Annotated in this window: 23 protein-coding genes, 1 tRNA gene and 1 pseudogene; 3 read left to right on the top strand and 22 right to left on the bottom strand. The window is 66.7% G+C overall.

Annotated elements, in window-relative coordinates; genetic code table 11:
- Positions 1-41: 41 nt before the first annotated feature.
- The 9 genes from ccmE to GKE62_RS17265 form a co-directional block, all read right to left on the bottom strand.
- Positions 42-497, bottom strand: coding sequence for a cytochrome c maturation protein CcmE (gene ccmE / locus GKE62_RS17300; protein ID WP_154693309.1), 456 nt, complete (start codon positions 495-497; stop codon positions 42-44).
- A 4-nt stretch (positions 498-501) separates the two neighbouring features.
- Positions 502-642, bottom strand: coding sequence for a hypothetical protein (locus GKE62_RS18610; protein ID WP_195908503.1), 141 nt, complete (start codon positions 640-642; stop codon positions 502-504).
- Between the two features lie 5 nt (positions 643-647).
- The gene (gene ccmC, locus GKE62_RS17295) at positions 648-1,379 is read right to left on the bottom strand and encodes a heme ABC transporter permease CcmC (protein WP_154693308.1); all 732 of its coding nucleotides are present in this window, start codon (positions 1,377-1,379) and stop codon (positions 648-650) included.
- Between the two features lie 146 nt (positions 1,380-1,525).
- The gene (locus GKE62_RS17290; RefSeq protein ID WP_154693307.1) at positions 1,526-2,587 is read right to left on the bottom strand and encodes a Glu/Leu/Phe/Val dehydrogenase; all 1,062 of its coding nucleotides are present in this window, start codon (positions 2,585-2,587) and stop codon (positions 1,526-1,528) included.
- Positions 2,588-2,628: 41 nt separating this feature from the next.
- Positions 2,629-2,705: transfer RNA gene (locus tag GKE62_RS17285), tRNA-His, on the bottom strand.
- Positions 2,706-2,868: 163 nt separating this feature from the next.
- Entirely contained in the window at positions 2,869-3,858 is a 990-nt protein-coding gene (gene gspK / locus GKE62_RS17280; RefSeq protein ID WP_154693306.1) for a type II secretion system minor pseudopilin GspK, read from the bottom strand.
- Entirely contained in the window at positions 3,855-4,520 is a 666-nt protein-coding gene (gene gspJ, locus GKE62_RS17275) for a type II secretion system minor pseudopilin GspJ (protein WP_195908502.1), read from the bottom strand. The genes gspK and gspJ overlap by 4 nt, the downstream gene beginning before the upstream one ends.
- A 68-nt stretch (positions 4,521-4,588) precedes the next feature.
- A complete protein-coding gene (gspI, locus tag GKE62_RS17270; protein WP_154693304.1) occupies positions 4,589-5,071 on the bottom strand; it encodes a type II secretion system minor pseudopilin GspI in 483 nt (160 codons plus the stop codon).
- Positions 5,061-5,681, bottom strand: coding sequence for a GspH/FimT family pseudopilin (locus GKE62_RS17265; protein ID WP_154693303.1), 621 nt, complete (start codon positions 5,679-5,681; stop codon positions 5,061-5,063). Before GKE62_RS17265 ends, gspI begins: the two co-directional genes overlap by 11 nt.
- 18 nt (positions 5,682-5,699) lie before the next feature.
- Between GKE62_RS17265 and GKE62_RS17260 the strand changes: the two genes are divergently transcribed.
- Both GKE62_RS17260 and GKE62_RS17255 read left to right on the top strand, forming a co-directional pair.
- Positions 5,700-6,347: a 2OG-Fe(II) oxygenase gene (locus tag GKE62_RS17260; RefSeq protein ID WP_154693302.1), complete on the top strand. Its 648-nt coding sequence runs from the start codon at positions 5,700-5,702 to the stop codon at positions 6,345-6,347.
- Between the two features lie 461 nt (positions 6,348-6,808).
- Entirely contained in the window at positions 6,809-7,714 is a 906-nt protein-coding gene (locus GKE62_RS17255; protein WP_154693301.1) for a sensor domain-containing diguanylate cyclase, read from the top strand.
- A 158-nt stretch (positions 7,715-7,872) separates the two neighbouring features.
- On the opposite strand, the gene GKE62_RS17250 is transcribed toward GKE62_RS17255, so the two are convergent.
- Complete coding sequence (locus GKE62_RS17250) at positions 7,873-8,250, bottom strand: helix-turn-helix domain-containing protein (protein ID WP_154693300.1); 378 nt, start codon at positions 8,248-8,250, stop codon at positions 7,873-7,875.
- A gap of 121 nt (positions 8,251-8,371) precedes the next feature.
- Here GKE62_RS17250 and GKE62_RS17245 point away from each other — a divergent pair, with 121 nt between their 5' ends.
- The gene (locus tag GKE62_RS17245; protein ID WP_154693299.1) at positions 8,372-8,920 is read left to right on the top strand and encodes an FMN-dependent NADH-azoreductase; all 549 of its coding nucleotides are present in this window, start codon (positions 8,372-8,374) and stop codon (positions 8,918-8,920) included.
- Between the two features lie 182 nt (positions 8,921-9,102).
- Here GKE62_RS17245 and rpmE read toward each other — a convergent pair whose 3' ends face one another.
- The 12 genes and pseudogenes from rpmE to rpsB all read right to left on the bottom strand — a co-directional run bounded on the left by rpmE (position 9,103) and on the right by rpsB (position 20,833).
- Positions 9,103-9,330, bottom strand: a complete 228-nt coding sequence (rpmE, locus tag GKE62_RS17240; RefSeq protein WP_154693298.1) for a 50S ribosomal protein L31 — start codon at positions 9,328-9,330, stop codon at positions 9,103-9,105.
- A 122-nt stretch (positions 9,331-9,452) separates the two neighbouring features.
- Positions 9,453-9,959, bottom strand: a complete 507-nt coding sequence (gene fabZ / locus GKE62_RS17235) for a 3-hydroxyacyl-ACP dehydratase FabZ (protein WP_154693297.1) — start codon at positions 9,957-9,959, stop codon at positions 9,453-9,455.
- Between the two features lie 22 nt (positions 9,960-9,981).
- On the bottom strand, positions 9,982-10,671 hold the full coding sequence (locus GKE62_RS17230; protein WP_154693296.1) for an OmpH family outer membrane protein: 690 nt from the start codon (positions 10,669-10,671) through the stop codon (positions 9,982-9,984).
- Positions 10,671-13,412 carry an outer membrane protein assembly factor BamA gene (gene bamA, locus GKE62_RS17225; protein WP_195908499.1) on the bottom strand — a complete coding sequence of 914 codons (2,742 nt, stop codon included), beginning with the start codon at positions 13,410-13,412 and terminating at the stop codon, positions 10,671-10,673. Before bamA ends, GKE62_RS17230 begins: the two co-directional genes overlap by 1 nt.
- A gap of 220 nt (positions 13,413-13,632) precedes the next feature.
- Positions 13,633-14,724, bottom strand: a complete 1,092-nt coding sequence (gene rseP, locus GKE62_RS17220) for an RIP metalloprotease RseP (protein WP_154693797.1) — start codon at positions 14,722-14,724, stop codon at positions 13,633-13,635.
- A 31-nt stretch (positions 14,725-14,755) separates the two neighbouring features.
- Entirely contained in the window at positions 14,756-15,910 is a 1,155-nt protein-coding gene (gene dxr / locus GKE62_RS17215) for a 1-deoxy-D-xylulose-5-phosphate reductoisomerase (RefSeq protein WP_154693295.1), read from the bottom strand.
- Positions 15,907-16,635 carry a phosphatidate cytidylyltransferase gene (locus GKE62_RS17210; protein WP_154693294.1) on the bottom strand — a complete coding sequence of 243 codons (729 nt, stop codon included), beginning with the start codon at positions 16,633-16,635 and terminating at the stop codon, positions 15,907-15,909. The genes dxr and GKE62_RS17210 overlap by 4 nt, the downstream gene beginning before the upstream one ends.
- A 180-nt stretch (positions 16,636-16,815) precedes the next feature.
- Positions 16,816-17,544 carry a polyprenyl diphosphate synthase gene (gene uppS / locus GKE62_RS17205; RefSeq protein WP_370516116.1) on the bottom strand — a complete coding sequence of 243 codons (729 nt, stop codon included), beginning with the start codon at positions 17,542-17,544 and terminating at the stop codon, positions 16,816-16,818.
- A gap of 53 nt (positions 17,545-17,597) precedes the next feature.
- A complete protein-coding gene (gene frr, locus GKE62_RS17200) occupies positions 17,598-18,152 on the bottom strand; it encodes a ribosome recycling factor (protein ID WP_154693293.1) in 555 nt (184 codons plus the stop codon).
- A gap of 22 nt (positions 18,153-18,174) precedes the next feature.
- Positions 18,175-18,897 (bottom strand): UMP kinase, encoded by a 723-nt coding sequence (gene pyrH / locus GKE62_RS17195; protein ID WP_154693292.1) that lies wholly within the window; start codon positions 18,895-18,897, stop codon positions 18,175-18,177.
- A 102-nt stretch (positions 18,898-18,999) separates the two neighbouring features.
- Positions 19,000-19,936, bottom strand: a pseudogene (tsf, locus tag GKE62_RS17190) (translation elongation factor Ts).
- A 63-nt stretch (positions 19,937-19,999) separates the two neighbouring features.
- On the bottom strand, positions 20,000-20,833 hold the full coding sequence (gene rpsB / locus GKE62_RS17185; RefSeq protein ID WP_154693291.1) for a 30S ribosomal protein S2: 834 nt from the start codon (positions 20,831-20,833) through the stop codon (positions 20,000-20,002).
- Positions 20,834-20,846: the final 13 nt, after the last annotated feature.

The following is a 20,846-nucleotide window of genomic DNA, read 5'->3' as shown; positions in this document are numbered from 1 at the left end:
GGAGAGGGAAAGAACGGCCGGCGCGAAGTCGCGGAGGCTGCTCATTTCGTCTCCGCCACCGCAGCGCGGGCCTTGCTCATGTTCGCCATCTCGCGCGGGACGTAGTTCTCGTCGTGCTTGGCCAGCAGGTTGTCGGCGACGAACTTTCCGCCCGCCTCCATCCGTCCTTCAGCGACGACGCCCGATCCTTCGACGAACAGGTCGGGGGTGATCCCGCGAAACCGCACCGGCACCTTGGCCTTGCCGTCCTCGACGATGAAATCGATCGTCAAGCCATCGGGTGCGGTCTTGATCGACCCTTTTTCGACCATCCCGCCCAGCCGCACCGCGCGCCCGGCCTCGGGCGGGTTGGCGACGATATCAGCGGGGACATAGAAATAGGCCGCCTGGTTCTTCAGCGCCCATGCCGCCAGCAAGCCAGCGCCAATCAGCGCGACCAGCGCGATGGTCAGCAGCACGAGCCGCTGGTGCTTGGGCTTGATTGCGGACGTGGCCATCGGATTAGCGCCCTCTCGAATCGTCGCGGCGCTTTTCGGCGCGGCGCATCGCGCTCCACACCCAGCCGACCAGCGTGAGCGTGCCCAGCACGCCGACCGCATAGGCTGCGATCACGAAGTGCCACTGGTTGAGACCCTCGGCCATCGGGTTCAGGCAAACGCCTTGCGGCGCAGCCGCGCCTCGGTCTGGATTTCGGCGAGCAGCGTGCGCATCCGCGCCAGGATCACCCCGCCGAACAGGAAGCTGAACCCCAGCGCGGCGATCAGCAGCGGCACCAGGAACGTCGCGTCGATCGCCGACTTGCCCGCGGTGATCGAGGGCGGCTGGTGCAGGCTGTTCCACCACACCACCGAACGGTTGATGATCGGGATGTTGATCGCGCCGACCAGGCCGAAGATCGCGGTGATCCGGCTGCCCCCACCCGATCCGCCGGCCGCGTCCTTCTGCGCCGCCCCGGCCAGGGCGATGTAGCCGAAATAGAGGAACAGCAGGATGAGGAAGCTGGTCAGCCGCCCGTCCCACACCCACCAGGTTCCCCAGGTCGGGCGCGCCCAGATCGATCCGGTGGCGAGGCAGATTGCGGTGAACGCGCAGCCCGGAACCGCCGCGGCACGCGCTGCGATCCCGGCGAGCGGGTGACGCCAGACGAGTTCGACCAGGCTGGCGATGGCGATGGTACTCCACCCGGCCATGCCCAGCCAGGCCGAGGGAACGTGGATGAACAGGATTCGGACGGTCTCGCCCATCAGCCGGTCCGGCGGAACTTGCGTCGCCCCCCACGCCAGCGCCCCGCCCGCCAGCGCCAGCCCGAGACCGAGCAGCAGCGGCGTGAGCCAGCGCGCGATGCGCAGGAACCGGGCGGGATTGGCAAAACCGTGCATGAGGCGCGGGAAGCGGACTTTCGCAACACTCCGGCGACCCCCGTCACCGGCTCGGCGCTGCTCTGCCACGCCCCGGCGAGCGCGGCAAGCGGGTTGAGACGGGATTGGCTTTCCTCCCCGTGCCTTGCATGGGGAAGATCAAACCCTCAGCGGCCGATGAGCTTCTGCGCCATGCGATCAGCCACCACATCCGCCGAGACCGTGGTGGCCTCACTTTCGCGCCAGATCGCGAGCAGGCGATCGGGAATCTGCGCCAGCCGCTTGCGCACTTCGTTGATGTCGCAGTGCGATCCGCTTTGGCGGGCAAGGTGTTCCAGGCTGACCGAAATGATCCCGCCGGCGTTGATCACGTAGTCGGGCGCATAGAGGATGCCGCGCGCCGCCAGCGCCGCGCCGTGTTCGGGCCGGGCGAGCTGGTTGTTCGCGCCGCCCGCGACGATCGCGCAATCGAGCCGGGCGATGCCCGCGTCGTCGAGGATCGCGCCGAGCGCGTTGGGGCTGAACACGTCGCAAGCCACGCTCATGATCGCGTCGGGCGCAACCAGCGCGGCATCGAGTTCCTTGGACAGGGTCTTGGCGCGATCGTCGTTCACATCCGCAAGCGTCAGCCGCGCGCCGTCGCGATGGAGCAGCCGCGCCACCCCGCCGCCGACGCTGCCGGTGCCCTGGACCGCGACGTGAACGCCCTTGACGCTGTCCTTGCCCAGCTTGTGCGCGACCGCCGCCTTGATCCCGTGGTAGATGCCCATCGCGGTGAACGGCCCCGGGTCGCCTCCCGCCGCGCTGCCTTCGGCGGGCAGGCCCGAGACGTGGCGGGTGCGTTCGGAGACCGCGACCATGTCCGCCAGGCTGATCCCCACATCCTCGGCGGTGACGTAGCGTCCGCCCAGCGCCTCGACCGCGTCGCCGAACGCGGCGAGCATCTCGGGGGACTTGTGGCCCTTCTTGTCGGCCAGGATCACTGCCTTGCCGCCACCCATCGGCAACTCGGCCATCGCGTTCTTGTAGCTCATCCCGCGCGACAGCCGCAGCGCGTCGCGCATCGCCAGCGCGGGGTCGGGATAATGCCAGAACCGGGTGCCGCCCGCGGCGGGGCCGAGATGGGTCGAATGGATCGCAATGATCGCGGTCAGGTTGGACGCGCGATCGCGCACAACCGTCACGCTCTCGTGATCGTCGAAGTCGGGGTCGGTCCAGAATGCAGGCACGCGCGGTTCCTTGGTCAAGGCGACCGGCGCGATGGCAGGACTGGGGCGACCAACGGGTCTCGAACCCGTGACCTCCGGCACCACAAGCCGGCGCTCTAACCAACTGAGCTATGATCGCCATATCCCGGCACACCCGCCAGAAGCGGGCGCTTTTGCGGGCGCGTTCCCCGCCGTCAAGCAGCGATTGGAACGGGGCCGCGCCATTGCACAAGGTGCGTCCGAAGCAAAGCGAAAGTTGCGGCGCCCGCGCCCGCGCGCAACAATATTACGCGCCCGGAAAATCACCGGCTTTCCCGGTCGCCCCAGCTGCGGCCGACCACCCGCGGCGGATCGACCCCGACATCGACCAGCGCCTGCTCGTCGAGCCGGATCGAATCGACCGCCACCTGCAGGTCGATCAGGAACCACCGGCTGGTGACCTTGAGCTGGCCCATCGGTTCGGGCCCCAGCGTGTGCCCGCCCGCGGCGAACGGGCGGAGGAAATCGGCGGCGGCGGCGACCCCGCCCGGCGGACGCTGGGCGATGATCGACTGGGCGCGCTGGATCGGAATCGTCGCCGGGCTGAGCATGGCGATCAGCCTGGCCTGATCGGGACGGATCGTGTTGACGTTGATCGGCGACAGTTCGTTGCCCGGCAGCGCGCAGAGCCACGGCCGCAGGCGGGCGTAGTAGGCGGGCGTCATGCCCTTGACCGCGCGCATCTCGCCGGGATCGACGATCAGCCGCCCGGCGGTGCGATAGGGCACCGGCAGCGCCTGGTAATAGGCGTCTTCGCTGCCGTTGGGCGCGGGGATGTCGTCGCTGTCGATCCAGTCGGCCATCCCATCGGACAGGGGGATCGCCTCGCCCGCGGGGATCGCCAGTCCCTCCATCAGCGCGCGAAGCTGGGCGAGGCCGGTGGGGCGCAAGCTGAAGCTGCCATCTTGCCCTTCGACCAGCGAGTTGAGGTTGAAGCAGTTGCCGGCATCGTCGACTCGCGCGACCACCAGCCCGGCGGCCAGCGGCATGTTGAAATCGCGGCCCAGCAGGCCCTGCGGATCGGCGGTGCGATCGGGGCTGGCCGTCACCAGCGCCTTGATCCGCGCGGTGGCGATGCTCTCGGCCGACAACGCATAGAACCGCGCCTGGGTCATTGCCTGGCTGTTCGCGGCCAGCCGCGTGGCGAGGTTGAGCCGCTCGAGCATGATCGCGGCGATCACCGCCATCACCGCGACGAGGAGCAGGACCGAGAGGAGCGCGGCCCCGCGTTCGCGGTCGGGAAAGCGCCTCACTGGTAGTTCGCCCCGACCAGCGCCACCACGCGTAGCGCCTGCCCGCCCGCCTGGGGCAGGTTGAGCTCGATCGCCACCGGCAGCTCGCCGCTGCGCTGGGGTTCCCAGCGGTCGCGCCAGTTGCCGTCGCTGGTGCGGAAGCGCAGCCGCGGCGGGCCGGCGGAATCGGCGAGCGGCGCCGCGGCATCGGCGCGCGCGCCGTCGAGGAACGGATAGCCCGCGCGCGCGATCTTCCCGCCCTGCCAGCGGTATTCGACGCGCTGGAGGCTGGGCCGCGCCGCGCCGTCGTAATTGCTCCACCCGCCGCGGGTGAGGCGCAGGATCACCCCGTCGGGCGCGCCGGTCGGGGCCTCGATCGCGGCCCCGGCAGCGCCGCCCGCATCGCGCGACGGGCGCGGCACCGCCTGGGCGAGATCGGCGTTCCACACGCTGAGAAAGCGGCGCATCGCGGCGATCTGCTGGGTCTTGGTCCGGCTCGCCGCCTCGGCCTCGACGCTGAACTGCAGCAGCATCAGCGCGCCGCCCGCGATCACCGCGAAGATCGCCAGCGCGATGAGCATTTCGACCAGGGTGAAGCCGTTTACTGTCGTCGATCCTCCCCCCGCGGGGGAGGTGGCAGCGCGAATGCGCTGAGGGAGGGGTGTCTCCGCCAGCGTCGTCACCCCTCCGTCAGCCCAAGAGGGCTGCGACCTCCCCTTGCAGGGGAGGACCCTGAAGCGCACCCGCCCCATCACGCCCCACCCTGACGCATGAATTCCAGCGTGAACGCCTGGCTCGGCGCGCCGGGGGTCACTTCACGCACCGCGACGACCACGCGGATCACCCCGGCGTCGGACATCGTCTCGACATGGCGGGTGTAGGCGAACTGGCGCCCCAGGTTGGCGGTCTGGCCGGTGGTGTCGCCCAGCGCCGGCGGCGTGGGATCGGTCAGCCATTCGGCGGCGAGGTTTTGCGCGACTACCTCGCGCAGCAGCCGCTGGTCGAGATCGGCGGTGCGGCCGATGCTCGCGCCTTCCATTCGCAGCAGGGTCAACGCGGCGATGGCGAAGACCGCCAGCGCGACCATCAGCTCGATCAGGGTGAAGCCGTTTCGCTTGGCCTTGCACCCACGTCCGCTCGTGTCGAGCGAAGTCGAGACACGCTCGCGCGGCGCGGGATGTCTCGACTTCGCTCGACATGAGCGGGGTTGTGATTTGGCGCGATCACCCCGCATCGAGCTTGACCGTGCCATCGCGCGCCACGCTCACGGCCAGCGCGTCCTTGCCGCGTGCCAGCCGGACCCGCGCCTCGCTGCCCGCCAGCCCGACAGGATCGAACACCAGCCGCTGGCGCTCGGGCGCGGCGCCGGGCTGCCCGCCCTCGCCCCCTCCTGGTTCGGATGAGGCTCCGGAAACGCTAGCCGCGGTGCCGTCCTTCCACGCGACCAGCCCGAAGCGCCCGGGATCGAGCGGCTGCCAGCCGCCGTCGCGGCGCTGTTCGAAGTAGTACCCGGCCGTCCCGACCACCACCGCCACCGGCCGCGCCCCCGAAATCGCCTCGTCGCGCGCCGCCACGGTGCGCGCGGCGAACCGTTCGGCCTCGTCGCGCAGCACCCGCGCATCGCCGGGCAGCGACAGCACCACCACCGCCGCCAGCAGCCCCAAGACGAACAGCACGACCATCATCTCGACCAGGCTGAAACCCGCCTGACTTGCCCTCCTGTTCCGCTCATCCCGAGCGAAGTCGAGGGATTTTGAGCTGGTCCCTCGACTTCGCTCGGGACGAGCGGAGGGAGGTGGTCGTGGCTTGGAACGCGCGGAGGGTGGTGACAAAAGCCGCTCCATCACGATAGCATCCGCGCCATGGCCAGCGCTTACGCCACCCTTTCGCCCGATACCACCGCGCAGCGCATACTGAGCAATCCGGGCGTCCAGCGCGTGCCCAATCCCAGGCTCGAACTGTATATCGTCAAGCAATTCCTCGACCCTGCGTTCTGCACGCGGCTGTGCGGGCTGATCGACGCCAACCGCCGCCCCTCGACCATCGCCGACCCCAACGGCGACCACTATTTCCGCACCAGCGAGACGTGCGACCTCGATGCCTCGATGCCCGAGATCGCCGGGCTCGATGCCTTGCTCAGCGCGTGGAGCGGCATCGATCCCGCCTATGGCGAGCCGCTGCAGGGCCAGCGCTATGCGGTGGGGCAGGAGTTCAAAGGCCACACCGACTATTTCGAGCCCAACGGCGCCGACTTCACCAAGTTCTGCTCGGTCGCGGGCAACCGCACCTGGACGGTGATGCTCTATCTCAACCAGCCCGAAGCCGGCGGCGCGACGCGGTTCAAGGTGATCGACAAGACCGTCCAGCCCGAAACCGGAAAGCTGCTGGCGTGGAACAACCGCCGCGCCGACGGCTCGCTGAACCCGGCGACGCTCCATCACGGGATGAAGGTGCGCAAGGGGGTGAAGTACGTGATCACGAAGTGGTATCGCGAACGGGTGTGGGGCTAGTTTTCGGCGGTCGATGGACCGCGAAACGCCTTTCCAAAAAAATCCGAATTTCTCCGCAAGAACCTGGATCATAACCAGAATTCGGCGGACTGGCGCGAGTTGGTGTGACTTTCAGTTGCGCGCAGCCCTCGGGACGATTCTCCGGGCCATGAGCGGGTCATGGCAAATTCACGGCGTGTAGGAAAATTCGATTTCGGACCGGCTGGTTACGACCCTATTGTCGCCGCTCAGCCGCGTCTTCGGCGTTCCCGTAAGCTGCCGTCCATTCGCGAACGGTGGAATGGTTGCTGACCCGTGAACAGCGGGACGCACGTCTCCTACGCTTGTATGCACGAGCCGAGCAGAGTCGAAAAGGCGCTACCGCCTTTGGCTGCTTACGGCGACTACGAGATGCCCCCGCAGCTTCAATAACTCAATCTTCAAACTCGTCGCTCAAAGCTGGGTTTTGGTTGGGAACTGCCGTGGCACAAGCTCTATCTTCCAGTCCCTTGATGTCCTCAGGGGAAGCGGAGTGCTCGATCTTCGAGCGTGCTCTTGACGCCCTCCCGGACGGCGTGCTTTTGGTGGACGCGCGTCGGAAGATTATCTATTCTAACAGCGCTTTCGCACGCTATTGGAACATTCCGGGTATTCCTTGCGGATCGCGCGATGATCGCAAGACTCTGGCGATGGTGACGGATCAGCTCGTCGATCCCGCTGGCTTCGTGGCGGAAGTGGAGCGGCTGCACGAAAGCTTGGAGCCTTCGGAGGACGAGTTACGTTTCAAGGACGGTCGGGTATTCTCCAGGAGAAGTGTTCCGTTCTGCGAACTCGACAACACGCATGCACGTATTTGGATCTTCAGCGACGTCACTGAGGCGAGAAGCGCAACGCTCGATCACCTGACAGGCCTGCGCAACCGATTGGCGTTCTCGCGCGAGTTTCGTCCCTTCGTCGAAGACACCGGAGGCGAGTACATCCGGTCGGTGGCAATAATGGATGTCGATAACTTCAAGAAATACAATGATCTTTATGGTCATGCCGCCGGGGACGAGGTCCTGCGGCAGATCGGTACGATACTACGATCCCATCTGCACCGCGCGGATGACTTGCTATTTCGTATTGGAGGCGAGGAGTTCGTCATGGCGGTCCGCACCGATCGCGACGTCGACGCGCATAGCCTATTTGACGCCGTGCGCACGAGCATCACGGACTTGCAGCAGCCGCATTCCGGCAATCCGCCCTATGACCAGGTTACGGCCTCGCTCGGAATCGCCTCCTTCGTGGGCGGGCGCGACGCCAACGGGGTCTTCCGAACCGTCGACGAAGCTTTGTATCGCGCTAAGAGCGAAGGTCGCAACAGGATTGCCTTGGCTAGACCCTCCTAACGCACGTCGCGCAACAAAAGTAGAAGCAGGCTTTCGTGCCTCAATCCGCTACGATTTTCTTGGGCTCCCCATCTTGAGGTCGCCCGGTTGAGGGCCGCTATTATCAAGTGTTCTCCCGAAAGCCGGTCGACCGCTTACCACCCGAATCCAGACATCGCTCAAGCCGCCCGCTCAACCTCCCCCGCCTCGTCGAACGCATCTTGCGCGCCGTGGATCGCGTCGATGTTGTCGATCGCCCATTGCGACAGCGTGCAAACCGGGCCGCGCAGCGAGTGGCCGAGCGGGGTGAGTTCGTAGTCGACCCGCGGGGGGATGCTGGGGGTGACGGTGCGCGTCACCAGCCCGTCGCGTTCCAGCCCGCGCAGCGTCAGCGTCAGCATCCGCTGCGAGATCGTGGGAATCGCGCGGCGCAGTTCGCTGAAGCGGCGCGCGCCTTCGGACAGGTTGGCGACGATCAGCATGCTCCACTTGTCGCCGATCCGCGACAGCACCTCGTTGATGCCCTTGCAGGCCGGGCTTTCGGGATTGTGGTCCATCTGAGTTCTCCGAGGCGGTAACAAAATTGTGCCTGAGTAACGAAAAAGTGCCGTCTTGCGACTCGGCGGCTGGTGGTTATGTGGAGTGCGTCAGTAACAAATCAATACCAAGGATACAATGATGACCATACTCCACATCGACAGCAGCATCACCGGCGACTCCAGCGTCAGCCGCCAGGTTTCGAAGGCGATCGTCGATTCGGTCGCGGCGGTGAGCGGCGGGGTGGTGATCCACCGCGACCTCGCCGCAGACCCGCTGCCGCACCTCACCTTGCCCGCGCTGGCCGAGCGCGAGGCGGTCGACGAGTTCCTGGCCGCCGACACGATCGTAATCGGCGCGCCGATGTACAACTTTACGGTGCCGACCCAGCTCAAGGCGTGGATCGACCGCATCCTGCTGGCGGGCGTGACCTTTCGCTACACCGCGACCGGCCCCGAGGGCCTGGCGGGCGGGCGCCGGGTGATCGTCGCCCTCTCGCGCGGCGGGCTGTACGGCGCGGGCAGCCCGGCGGCGGGCCTGGAGCACGTCGAAAGCTATCTGCGCGCGGCGTTCGGCTTCATCGGGATCGTGCCCGAATTCGTGCTGGCGGAAGGGATCGCCCTGGGCGCCGAGCAGCGCGAGCAGGCGCTGGCGGGCGCGACCGAGGCGGCGTTGAAGCTGGCGGCCTGAACGCAATCCTCCTCTGGAAGGGGAGGTGGCAGCCCTCTTGGGCTGACGGAGGGGTGTCGATGCTGGCGTGGACACCCCTCCGCCCCTTCGGGGCACCTCCCCTTGCAGGGGAGGATCAGGAGCCCGAAACGAAAAAGGGCGGCTCGCGGGCCGCCCTTTCCGTTTGCGTGTTGCGCGAAGCCTTACTTCTTCAGGCTCAGCCCGCCGAAGCGCTTGTTGAACTGGGCGACGCGGCCGCCTTCGTTGACCAGGCGCTTGTTGTCGCCAGTCCACGCCGGGTGGCTGGTCGGGTCGATTTCGAGGACCAGCGTGTCGCCTTCCTTGCCCCAGGTGGAGCGGGTCTCGAACGTGGTGCCATCGGTCATCTGGACCTTGATGGTGTGGTAATCGGGGTGGCCTTCGGGCTTCATGGGTCTGGGCTTTCGTGAGGCGACCGGTTCCGACCGGTCTGAAAGAGCGGCGCGCATAGCGAGGGGTGGGGGAATTTGCAACCGCTCAAATCCTGCCCGTCGCCCCGGCGAAGGCCGGGTTGTCAAACGCTCGGCGGATCGGCCACCATCGCGGTGAACTTGACGTCGCAGGTGACTTTGCCGTTCACTTCCGCCCGGCCCCAGAACTTGCACACCCGCGCGCGCTTCTGGACGAAGCCGACGTGGAGATCGAGCAGGCAGCCCGGCTCCACCGGCGCGCGGAACTTGGCTTCCTCGATCGCCATGAAATAGACGAGCTTGCCGCTTCCGCTGAGTTCCAGCGTCTCGATCGCGAGGATCGCGGCGGCTTGCGCCAGCGCCTCGATCTGGAGCACGCCGGGCATGATCGGGCGGCCGGGGAAGTGGCCCTGGAAGAACTGCTCATTGAAGGTCACCGCCTTCACCGCGTGGATCGTCTCGCCGATCGTCAGCGCCGCGACGCGATCGACCAGCAGCAGCGGATAGCGGTGCGGGAGCGTGTGGAGCACGCGCTGGATGTCGAACGAAACCGGCGCGGCGCCCCCATCGCTGGAAGCCGCCGCGCCCGTGTTCGGAGTGTCCTCGCTCATCCCCTGCCCCCGGGTCGCTCGATCAGCGGCCTTTGGGCTTCGTGCTCGGCGTGGCCGGAGCAGCGGCGGCCGGAGCGGGCGCGGCGCCCTGCTGCTGCGCCTGCGCCTCGCGCTGCTGGCGCGGGAGCCAGCCGGCGGGGGGCACGAGCTGCGCGCTGGGCAGGATCGCGTTCACCTCGTTAAGGATCGCCTGGTTGAGGTTGTAGGTCTCGCCGGCGTTGATCACCGACTGCGAATCCAGCAGGATTTCGATCTTCTGCTTGGCCATCGCCTGCTTGGTCGCCTGCTCCAGCTTGTCGCCGATCTGCTCGATCACATAGGCGCGGCTCAGCGCGACCGGCTGGAGGATCTGGTTGATCTCGTTCTGGCCGGACTGTTCGATCTGCTGGATCTGCGCATACTGCTGCTGCAGCGCGGCCTGGTTGCTGGCGGCATTCGGCGCCTGCGCGTCGGTCTGCAGCTTGGCCGCCATCGGGCGCAGCTGCGCCTCGATCTGGGCCTTGCGTGCGTTGGCCTGGTCGATCTGCGCCTTGTAGGTGACCGGACGCTGGGTTTCGGCGACCTTGAACGCGTTGGACAGCGCGACGATCGCGGTGGGATTGGCGACCGCGATACCCTTGACCGCCTGCGCGGCGGCGGGGACGACGAACGCGAACTGCGAGCCGGCCAGCAACAGGCTGGCGGCCACAAGCGACTTGGACATGATCTTCATCAGAATTGGGTTCCTACGTTGAATGTGAAGGCTTTGGTGTCGTCGCCCTTCTGCTTCATCAGCACTTTGGCGAAATCGATGCGGAACGGACCGAACGGCGAGTTCCAGTTCACCCCGATGCCGACCGAGACGCGCGGCCGCGGGCTGTCGCCGAAGAACACTTCCTTGAACGGGGGGATTTGCGTGCCCTGGGGCGTGTTGGCGGCGCTGGTCAGGCACGATGGCGGATTGGGGTTGGTCATGTTCGTCGTGGTCGAGGTGGCCGACGCCGTGCAGACCCCGCCGACCAGGCTCGCCATGTCGACCTGGGTGAACAACGGATTGCCGTTGGCATCGCGCTGGGCGATGAAATCGCCATTGGGACGATCGAGCACGATCGGGTTCTTGATCCCGAACAGCGAGCCGATGTCGGCGAAGATCGAAGGCCGCAGCCCCAGCTCCTTGGCGCCGGAACCGAGCGGAATCTCCAGTTCGGCGTGGGCCAGGTAATAGAACTTGCCGCCCAGCGCGTCGTCGGTGAACTGCTTGCGATCCTTCGACAGAACCGACGGCGTCGCGGGATTGTTGTCGTCGTCGATATAGGGGATGCGCAGCACCCGCGGGCCGACCCCGCGGATGTCGAAGCCGCGCAGCTGCGGCTCGCCCAGATAGAAGCGGTCGGTCAGGCGAATGTCGTCGACCCCCGCCCCAGCACGGTTCTGAAGCGACTTGATCGCGCCCGCCTCGCCCGAGATCGAGAAGATGAAGTTGCCGTGCACCGGCCAGTACTTGGCCGCGTTGAACCGCGCGCGGGCGTATTTGACCGAACCGCCCAAGCCGGCAAAATCGCCGCTCAGGACCGCGGTCTGCCCACGGGTCGGGCGCGCGCGGTTGTCGAGCGTGTCGTAGATCAGCGAGAGGCCGACGATCGAGCTCGTCCGCTGCCCCAGCGCATCGCACAGATAGCGGCCCGCGAGCAGCGGGTTGCAGCTCAGGTTGCCGCTGGTGTCCGGGGTGAAGAACTGGTTCCGGTCGAGCGTCACGTCGTCGTAGTTGAGCGTGTAGCGGGCGACCGCGGTGACGAATTCGGTCAGCGGCACGCCGACCCGGCCCTGGAAGCCGGTGGTGGTCTGCTTGTACAGCGTGTTGCGGTTGCTGTTGACGAAGTTGAAGCTGTTGTAGTCGCGGCGATAGATGTCCGCGCCGGCCGAGACGTTCTTGTCGAACAGGTACGGCTCGGTGAAGCTGATCTCGGCGCTCTTGGAATAGCGCGAATAGTTCGCGCTGGCGCCGACCGTCTGGCCGCGCCCGCGGAAGTTGTTCTGCTGGATCGAAGCCTGGAGGATGAAGCTTTCGAGGCTCGAGAATCCGGCCGAAAGCTGGAGCTGCCCGGTCGGCTTTTCCTCGACGTTGGCCTCGAGGATGATCCGGTCGGGCGCGCTGCCGGGCTTCTGCTCGACTTCGAACTTTTCCTGGAAATAGCCGAGCGACTTGATCCGGTTGGTCGAGCGCTTGACCTGGAAGGTGTTGAACGCGTCGCCCTCGGCCAGGCGGAACTCGCGGCGGATGACCTTGTCCTGGGTCAGCGTGTTGCCGTTGACCTCGACCTTCTCGATGTAGACCCGCGGCGCCTCGTTGAGGACATAGGTGATCCCCATCGTGAGATCGGCCTTGTTGCGCTGGAATTCGGGGCGGACGTCGGCGAAGGCATAGCCGAAGGTGCCGACCGATTCCTGAAGCTGCTCGACCGTGTCCTCGACCAGCTTGGCGTTGTACCAGTCGCCCTTCTTCATCCGCAGCCGCGCCGCGACCTTGTCGCCGTCGAACTCGCGCAACTGGCTTTCCACCTTCACGTCGCCGAACTTGTAGCGTTCGCCTTCCTCGACGACGTAGGTGATGATGAAGTCCTTCTTGTCCGGGGTCAGCTCGGCCACCGCGGAAACCACGCGGAAGTCGGCATAGCCCTGGGTCAGGTAGTACTGGCGCAGCTTCTGCTGGTCGAACGCCAGGCGATCGGGATCGTAGCTGGTGCCGCCCGAAAGCAGGCGGGTGAAGCGCGCTTCCTTGGTGACCATCTGGCCCTTGAGGTCGCCGTCGCCGAACTTCTCGTTGCCGATGATGTTGATCTGGCGGACCTTGGACTTGGGCCCTTCGCTGATCTCGAACACCACGTCGACGCGGTTCTGGTCGAGCTGGACCATCTTGGGCTCGACCGTGGCCGCGAACCGGCCCTGGCGCTTGTACAGCTCGATGATCCGGGAAACGTCGGCGCGGACCTTGGACCGGGTGAAGATCTGCCGCGGCGCGAGCTTGATCTCGGGATTGATCTTCTCGTCCTTGAGGCGCTTGTTGCCTTCCAGGATCACGCGGTTGATCACCGGGTTCTCCTTGACCTCGATCACCACGACGCCGTTGTCGTTGCGGATCTGGACTTCGCTGAACAGCTCGGTCGCGTAGAGATCCTTGAGCGCCTGGTCGGCCAACGCCTGCGAATAGACCTGGCCGGGCCGCAACTGAACGTACGAGCGGATCGTATCGGGCTCGAGCCGCTGTGCGCCGCTGACGGTGACCGACGAGATCGTCACCGGGGCCGCGACGACGGGCGCCGCCTCGGCAGGCGCGGGCGCGGGCGCGCTTGCGGTTGTGGTCGCCGCCGGTCCCGCCGCCTGGGCGAACGCCGCCAGCGGCATTCCCGTGAGGATCGTTCCGGCCAGCAGCGCAGCGCCAAGGCGGGGCAGCGGGCGGCATGACTGGCGAGCCATGCGAACCTGTGCCGAAGTGCGTCCCGTCATTGCGTGATATCTTTCCGTCACTCGAGTGAGCGGCGCGGGGCTACCCGGCCACCGGCCAACAGTCGCCGCCCTCTGCCCGATAGCCCCCAGTCGATCAAGGGCCGATCAAGCAGTCATTGCCCCCGCAAACAGTGGAAAACAGCCTCGTTTCGCAAGCCCAAACCATCCGGCCCACACCCAGAACGTGTGGTCAGCCGCCGAACACCTTGAGCGACGCGATGTCGTTGAAGGTCACGAACAGCATCAGCGCCACCACGAACGCGACCCCGGTGCGAAACGCCCATTCCTGGCTTTTCGCACTGGCCGGTTTGCGCCGGATCGCCTCGGCCGCGTAGAAAGCCAGATGCCCTCCGTCGAGGACCGGAATTGGCAGCAGGTTGATGAACCCCAAGTTAATTGAGATGAACGCCGCGAAGGCGACGAAAGCCCGCCAGCCCAGGCTCAACTGCTCGCCCGAAAACTTGGCGATCTTGAGCGGCCCGCCCAGCTCGTCGACGCTGCGCTTGCCGGTGACGATCTGGCCGATTCCGGTGACCATCAGGGCGACCATGTCGCGGGTCTGACCGATCGCCAGGCCAACCGCCTGGACCGGATTGACCGGCCGCGCCTCGACCGCGGCAGGCCCGATGCCTAGATAGCCGCGCACGAAGGTGTTGCCGAACTCGTCGCGCTCGGTCTTGCCCGCGGTGACCAGCGACAGGTTAAGCGGCGCGCCGTCGCGGACCAGGCGAACCGCCATGGTTTCGCGCGGGTGGGGTGCGACCAGCCGGCTGATGTCGCCGAATTCGCCGACCTCGGACCCGCCGATCGAGACGATCCGGTCGCCCGTTCGCAAGCCCGCCGCGGCGGCGACCGATCCGGCCTCGACCTTGCCGATGGTCGGCGCGGCGACGATCTGGCCATAGGCCATCAGGAACGCGGCGAGGATCGCGATCGCCGCGATGAAGTTGGCCGCCGGTCCCGCCAGCACGATCAGTGCGCGCTGCCACAGCGGCTGGGCCTGGAAGCAGACGTTGCGTTCTGCGGCGGGCAGCTTGAGCCATTCGGCGTCGGGCTGGCTCGCCGGGTTCATGTCGCCCGCGAACTGGACGTAGCCGCCCAGCGGCAGCGCCGACAGTTTCCACCGCGTGCCGCGCTTGTCGGTCCACCCGGTCAGCTCCCTGCCGAAGCCGATCGAGAACACGTCCGCCCGCACTCCGCACCAACGCCCGACCAGGTAGTGGCCGAGCTCATGGATCGTGACCAGCGGCCCGAGCAGCAGGAAGAAGCCGAGCACGTACATCGCGAAAACGGGGTGAACGATCTGATCCAACTCAGGCGAACTCCATCAGGGCGCGCGCCCGCGACCGGGCTTCGGCATCGACCGCGATCACCTCGGCAAGCGTCGCCGGGGCGGGCAGCGCGGTTTGCGCCAGCACTTGTGCCACATATGCGGCGATCCGGGTGAACGGAATGTGTCCAGCCAGAAACGCCGCGACCGCGATCTCGTTGGCGGCGTTGAGGACGGCGGGGGCCGCGCCGCCCGCCTGCACCGCCGCGCGCGCCAGTGCGGTCGCGGGAAAGCGCTCCTCGTCGGGCGCGCGGAAGGTAAGTTCGCCCAGCGCGGCCAGATCGAGCGGGGCGCACGGGGTGTCCATCCGCGCCGGCCAGGCGAGGACGTTGGCGATCGGCACGCGCATGTCCGAAGGGCCGAGCTGCGCCAGCGTCGAGCCGTCGCGGTATTCGACCATCGAATGCACCACCGACTGCGGGTGGACCACGATCCGCAGGCGTTCGTGGCCGACCGGGAACAGGTGGTGCGCCTCGATCAGCTCGAGCCCCTTGTTGAACATCGTGGCGCTGTCCACGCTGATCTTGGCGCCCATGTCCCAGTTGGGATGACGCACCGCCTGCGCCGGGGTGGCGGCGGCGAGCTGCGCGTGGCTCCAGTCGCGGAACGGCCCTCCGCTGGCGGTGAGCGTGATCGAGCGGACGTGCGCCACATCGTTGCCCGCGAGGCACTGGAAGATCGCGTTGTGCTCGGAGTCCACGGGCAGCAGCGTCGTGCCGCACCGCGCCACCGCCGCCGTCATGACGTCACCCGCCGAGACCAGCGCTTCCTTGTTGGCCAGCGCGACGATCCGCCCCTGCTCGATCGCGGCCATCGTCGGCGCGAGGCCCGCGGTGCCGACGATCGCGGCGAGAACGATGTCGGCGGGCCGCGCGGCGGCCTCGATCAGCGCGGCGAGTCCGGCGGCGGTGGCGATGCCGGTACCGGACAGGGCTTCGCGCAGTTCGGCGAGGCAGGATTCGTCGGCGACGACCGCGACCTCGGCGGAAAACTCGCGCGCCAAAGCCGCCAGCTCGCGCGCCTGGCAGTTGGCGGTGAGCGCGACGACGCGCCAATTGTCGCGTTCGCGCCGGATCAGGTCGAGCGTGGAGGCGCCGATCGAGCCGGTCGCGCCGAGGATGGAGAGGGTGCGGGTCATCCGGCGAGATGCCCGGCTTGTGTGTGCGCTGGCTGCGTGGGGAGCAGCGAAGCGCCCATGCCAATCACGCCCGCGACAAACAGCACCGCAATCAATCCGTCGGTGCGATCGAACAAGCCGCCGTGGCCCGGAATGAGATTGCCCGAATCCTTCACTCCGGCGCGGCGCTTCATCCAGCTTTCGAAGAAGTCCCCGCCTTGGGCGATGACCGCGACCATCGCACCGCCCAGCAACGAGAAGGCGATGATCGTTGCGACATCGCTGGGATCATAGTCACGATATGTCCACGGCATGATCGCGGCATGCGCCAAGGCAGCGCCCAAAACCCCGCCGCCAAGCCCGGCCCACGTTTTCGACGGGCTGATTTTGGGTGCGATCTTCGGTCCGCCTATGGCTCGGCCCGCGAAGTAGGCCCCGATGTCCACGCCGACGACCATCAACAGGACTTGCAGGGCCACGGCCAAACCCTGGCTCAACCGCAAGTCCCACAGCGTGGCGGCGGCACCGAAGATGTAGAGGATGCCAAGAATCATCCACAGCGCTGGATGGCGAAAGCCCTTCGTGAGCCCTCGCCACTCCCAGCCGACGCCCAGCGTTACGAGAGCGACGAACGCACCCCAAAACCACCCTCCCAGCCACAGCGCCGTACCCGCCACGGCGACCATCACCACCGCCGAGACCACGCGAACGCCGAGGTCGGATTTGCGAGGGGCGGGTTCGGTCATCCGACAACCCTCAATTCACCGTCACCCTGAACTTGCTTCAGGGTCCATCCCTTGGTTTGCGCCGAAGCGTTTGATGAGCAAACCGCGCTGGCGGCTTCGGCTCTCAGAGGCCCGGCGCGCGGCATGATGGATGCTGAAACAAGTTCAGCATGACGGGGAACCGGAACGAGGGACATTGCCTCACCGCCCGCCATAGCGCCGCTCCCGCCGGGCAAAGGCGTCGAGCGCCTCCTGCAGATGCGCGGGCTTGAAATCGGGCCAGAGCACCTCGGTGAACCACATCTCGGCGTAGGCGGCCTGCCACAGCAGGAAGTTCGACAGCCGGACCTCGCCCGAAGTGCGGATCAGCAGGTCGAGCGGGGGCAGGTCGGCGGTGTCGAGCTCGGCTTCGATGCTCTCCGGCGTGATTGCGCCCTTGGCCGCCGCGCGCGCCGCGGCGTTGGCGATCTCGGCCTGCGAGCCATAGTTGAGTGCGACCACCAGGGTGGTGCCGTCGTTGCCCGCGGTGCGCGCCAGCGCATTCTCGACCATCGCGACAATATCGGGGGCGAACGCCTTGTAATCGCCGATAATCTTGAGCCGGACGTTGTTCGCGGCGAACTCGTCGAGATCGCTGACGATGAAGCTCTTGAGCAGCCCCATCAGCGCGCCGATCTCGTCTTCCGGACGCCGCCAGTTCTCGGTGCTGAAGGCGTAGAGGGTCAGCGCCTCGAGCCCCATCGTGCGCGCCGCGCGGGCGACCTCGCGCACCGCGTCGACCCCGCGCTTGTGGCCCACCGCGCGCGGCAGGTGGCGCTTCTTCGCCCAGCGCCCGTTGCCGTCCATGATGATCGCGACGTGCCGGGCTTGAGCCCCCTTGCCTGACCCCGGCCCGCTGGTGTCGTGGGAAGGCGAGACGCGCCCGGCCAGAGCATGTGTCTCGACTTCGCTCGACATGAGCGGGCGTTTGGGTGCCCGCAGGATCACTGCCCGAGAATTTCCTTTTCCTTGTGCGCGGCGACGTCGTCGGCGGCCTTGATCTGCTCGTCGGTCAGTTTCTGGACTTCGGTTTCCGCGCGCTTGCGCTCGTCTTCCGAAATCTCGTGCTTCTTCTCGTCGGTCTTGAGATTGTCCATCCCGTCGCGGCGGACGTTTCGGATCGCGATCCGAGCTTTTTCAGCGTATTGATGCGCCAACTTCGCAAGTTCCTTGCGACGCTCCTCGGTCAGGTCGGGGATCGGCAGACGCAGCATCTGGCCATCGTTGATCGGGTTCAGCCCCAGCCCTGCCGAGCGGATCGCCTTTTCCACCGGGCCCACGTTCGACTTGTCCCACACCTGCACCGACAGCATCCGCGGTTCGGGCGCGGAGACGGTCGCGACCTGGTTGAGCGGCATCGACGAGCCATAGACCGTCACCATGATCGGATCGAGCAGCCCGACGTTGGCGCGGCCCGTGCGCAGCCCGGCCAGATCATGACGCAGCGCCTCGACCGCGCCCTTCATCCGGCGTTCGAGATCGGCCCGGTCGTACTTCATGACGAGACTCCGTACTTGGCCATCAGCTTTCTCCCCTGACGATCGTCTGCACGCCCTCGCCCTTGAGCACCCGCGCGAGATTGCCCTTCTCGCGGATCGAGAACACGACGATCGGTATCTTGTTGTCGCGGCACAACGCCACCGCGCTCGCGTCCATCACCTTGAGATTTTGCGCCAGAACCGTGTCGTAATCCACGCTGTCGTAACGCTTGGCGGCGGGATTGGTTTTCGGGTCGCTGTCATAGACGCCATCGACGCTGGTGCCTTTGAGCAGCGCGTCGCATTTCATTTCCGCCGCGCGCAGGGCCGCGCCGCTGTCGGTGGTGAAATAGGGCGCGCCCACGCCCGCCGCGAAGATCACCACCCGGCCCTTTTCCAGGTGGCGTTCGGCGCGACGGCGGATCACCGGCTCGCACACCTTGTCCATCTCGATCGCCGACTGGACCCGGGTCGGCACCCCGCACTGTTCCAGCGCGTTCTGCATCGCCAGCGCGTTCATCACCGTGGCGAGCATGCCCATGTAATCGGCCTGGGCGCGGTCCATGCCCTTGGCCGCCCCGGCCATTCCGCGGAAGATGTTGCCCCCGCCGATCACCAGGCAGATCTCAAGCCCGGTGTCTTTGGCCGCCTTCACTTCGCGCGCCAGCTCGGCGACGAAATCGGGGTCGATGCCGTACTGCTGGCCACCCATCAGGACTTCGCCCGACAGCTTGAGCAGGATGCGCTTGAAGTGCGGCGGGGTCATCGGACGGGCGTGCTCGCGAGAAGGGATCGGGGCGCCTTATAGCCGCACCAGCCGCGTCAACAAGCGAGTCCCGGCTGGCCGCCGGGACTCGCACGATGACAATCAGGTAACCGCCTGCAGCCCAGCCGCCGCCGCAACCTCGGCGGCGAAGTCGCTCGTGGCTTTTTCGATGCCCTCGCCCAGCTGGAAGCGGACATAGTCCTTGAGCACGATCTTGGCGCCGGCGGCCTTGCCCGCCGCCTCGACGACCTGCGCAACCGGCGTCTTGTTGTCCATCACGAAGACCTGGCTGAGCAGCGCATTGTCCTTGGCGTATTTGGACACGGCACCATCGACCATCTTGGCCTGCACTTCGGCGGGCTTGCCGCTCTCGGCCGCCTTCTCTGCGGCGATCTTGCGCTCACGAGCCAAAGTATCGGGGTCGAGATCATCGGCGTTGAGCGCCAGCGGGAACGCCGCGGCGATGTGCATCGCGATCTGCTTGCCGAGCGGCTCGAGTACATCGGCACCCGCCTCGCTCTCGAGCGCGACGAGCACACCGATCTTGCCGAGCATCGGCGCGGCGGCGTTGTGCATGTAGGGCACGACCAGGCCGTTGGCGACCGAGACCGACTTCATTCGGCGTACCTGCTGGTTCTCGCCGATCGTCGCCACATTGTTGGTCAGCGTGTCGGCGACCGTGCCGCCACCCGGATAGGCCGCGGCCTTGAGCGCCTCGACATCGTCGGTGGCCGCGCCCAGCGCGACTTCGGTGGTCTTGCGGACGAAATCCTGGAACTGCTCGTTCTTGGCGACGAAATCGGTTTCCGAGTTTACCTCGACCGCCACGCCGCGGGTGCCGTTGACGGCCACGCCGACGAGGGCCCTCGGCCGCGGTGCGGCTGGACTTCTTGGCGACGGCCGCCAAGCCCTTGGCGCGCAGCGCATCGACCGCAGCTTCCATGTCGCCGCCCGTCTCGTCGAGCGCCTTCTTGCAGTCCATCATCCCGGCGCCGGTGCGCTCGCGCAGCGTCTTCACGTCAGTGGCGGTATAAGCCATTGCGTCTATCCTCTTGATTTTAAAGGGTGGGCAGCGAGATCAAGCCCCGCCGCCTGAATTGGATCAGGCCTCGGCCGGAGCCTCGGCGTCAGCCTCCGGAGCAGCTTCAACGGCCGTTTCGGACGCTTCGACCGCGGCTTCAGGCGCCTCGATGGCTGGCTCCGCCAGCGGCACGTCCATCGCGCCGATGTCCGCACCCGAAGCGACCACGGCCTCGCGACCGCCCCTGGTCGCGGCGGTGGCGATCGCATCGCAGTACAGGCGCACCGCGCGGCTGGCGTCGTCGTTGGCCGGAACCGGGAAGGCAATGCCGTCGGGCGAGACGTTCGAATCGAGAATCGCGACGACCGGGATGCCCAGGACGTTGGCTTCCTTGATCGCCAGCTCTTCCTTGTTGGCGTCGATCACGAACATCACATCCGGGATGCCGCCCATGTCGCGGATGCCGCCAAGCGACAGCTCGAGCTTGTCACGCTCGCGGGTAAGCTGGAGCACCTCCTTCTTGGTCAGCCCCACGATGTCGCCCGAAAGCTGCTCGTCGAGCGTCTTGAGGCGCTTGATCGAGTTGGAAATGGTCTTCCAGTTGGTGAGCATCCCGCCCAGCCAGCGGTGGTTGACGAAGTGCTGGCCGCACTGGCGCGCGGCCTGGGCGATCGGCTCCTGCGCCTGGCGCTTGGTACCGACGAACAGGACCTTGCCGCCCGCTTGGACGGTGGCCGAGACAAACTCGAGCGCGCGCGCCATCAGTGGGACGGTCTGCGACAGGTCGAGGATGTGGATGCCGTTGCGCGCGCCAAAGATGTACGGCTTCATCCGCGGGTTCCAGCGGTGGGTCTGGTGGCCGAAGTGCGCGCCGGCCTCGATCAATTGCTGCATGGTGACGACGGGAGCCGCCATAGATATTTCCTTT

This window comes from Novosphingobium sp. Gsoil 351, from assembly GCF_009707465.1.
Taxonomy (GTDB): domain Bacteria; phylum Pseudomonadota; class Alphaproteobacteria; order Sphingomonadales; family Sphingomonadaceae; genus Novosphingobium.
This window is presented reverse-complemented; position numbering and strand designations above follow the sequence as displayed.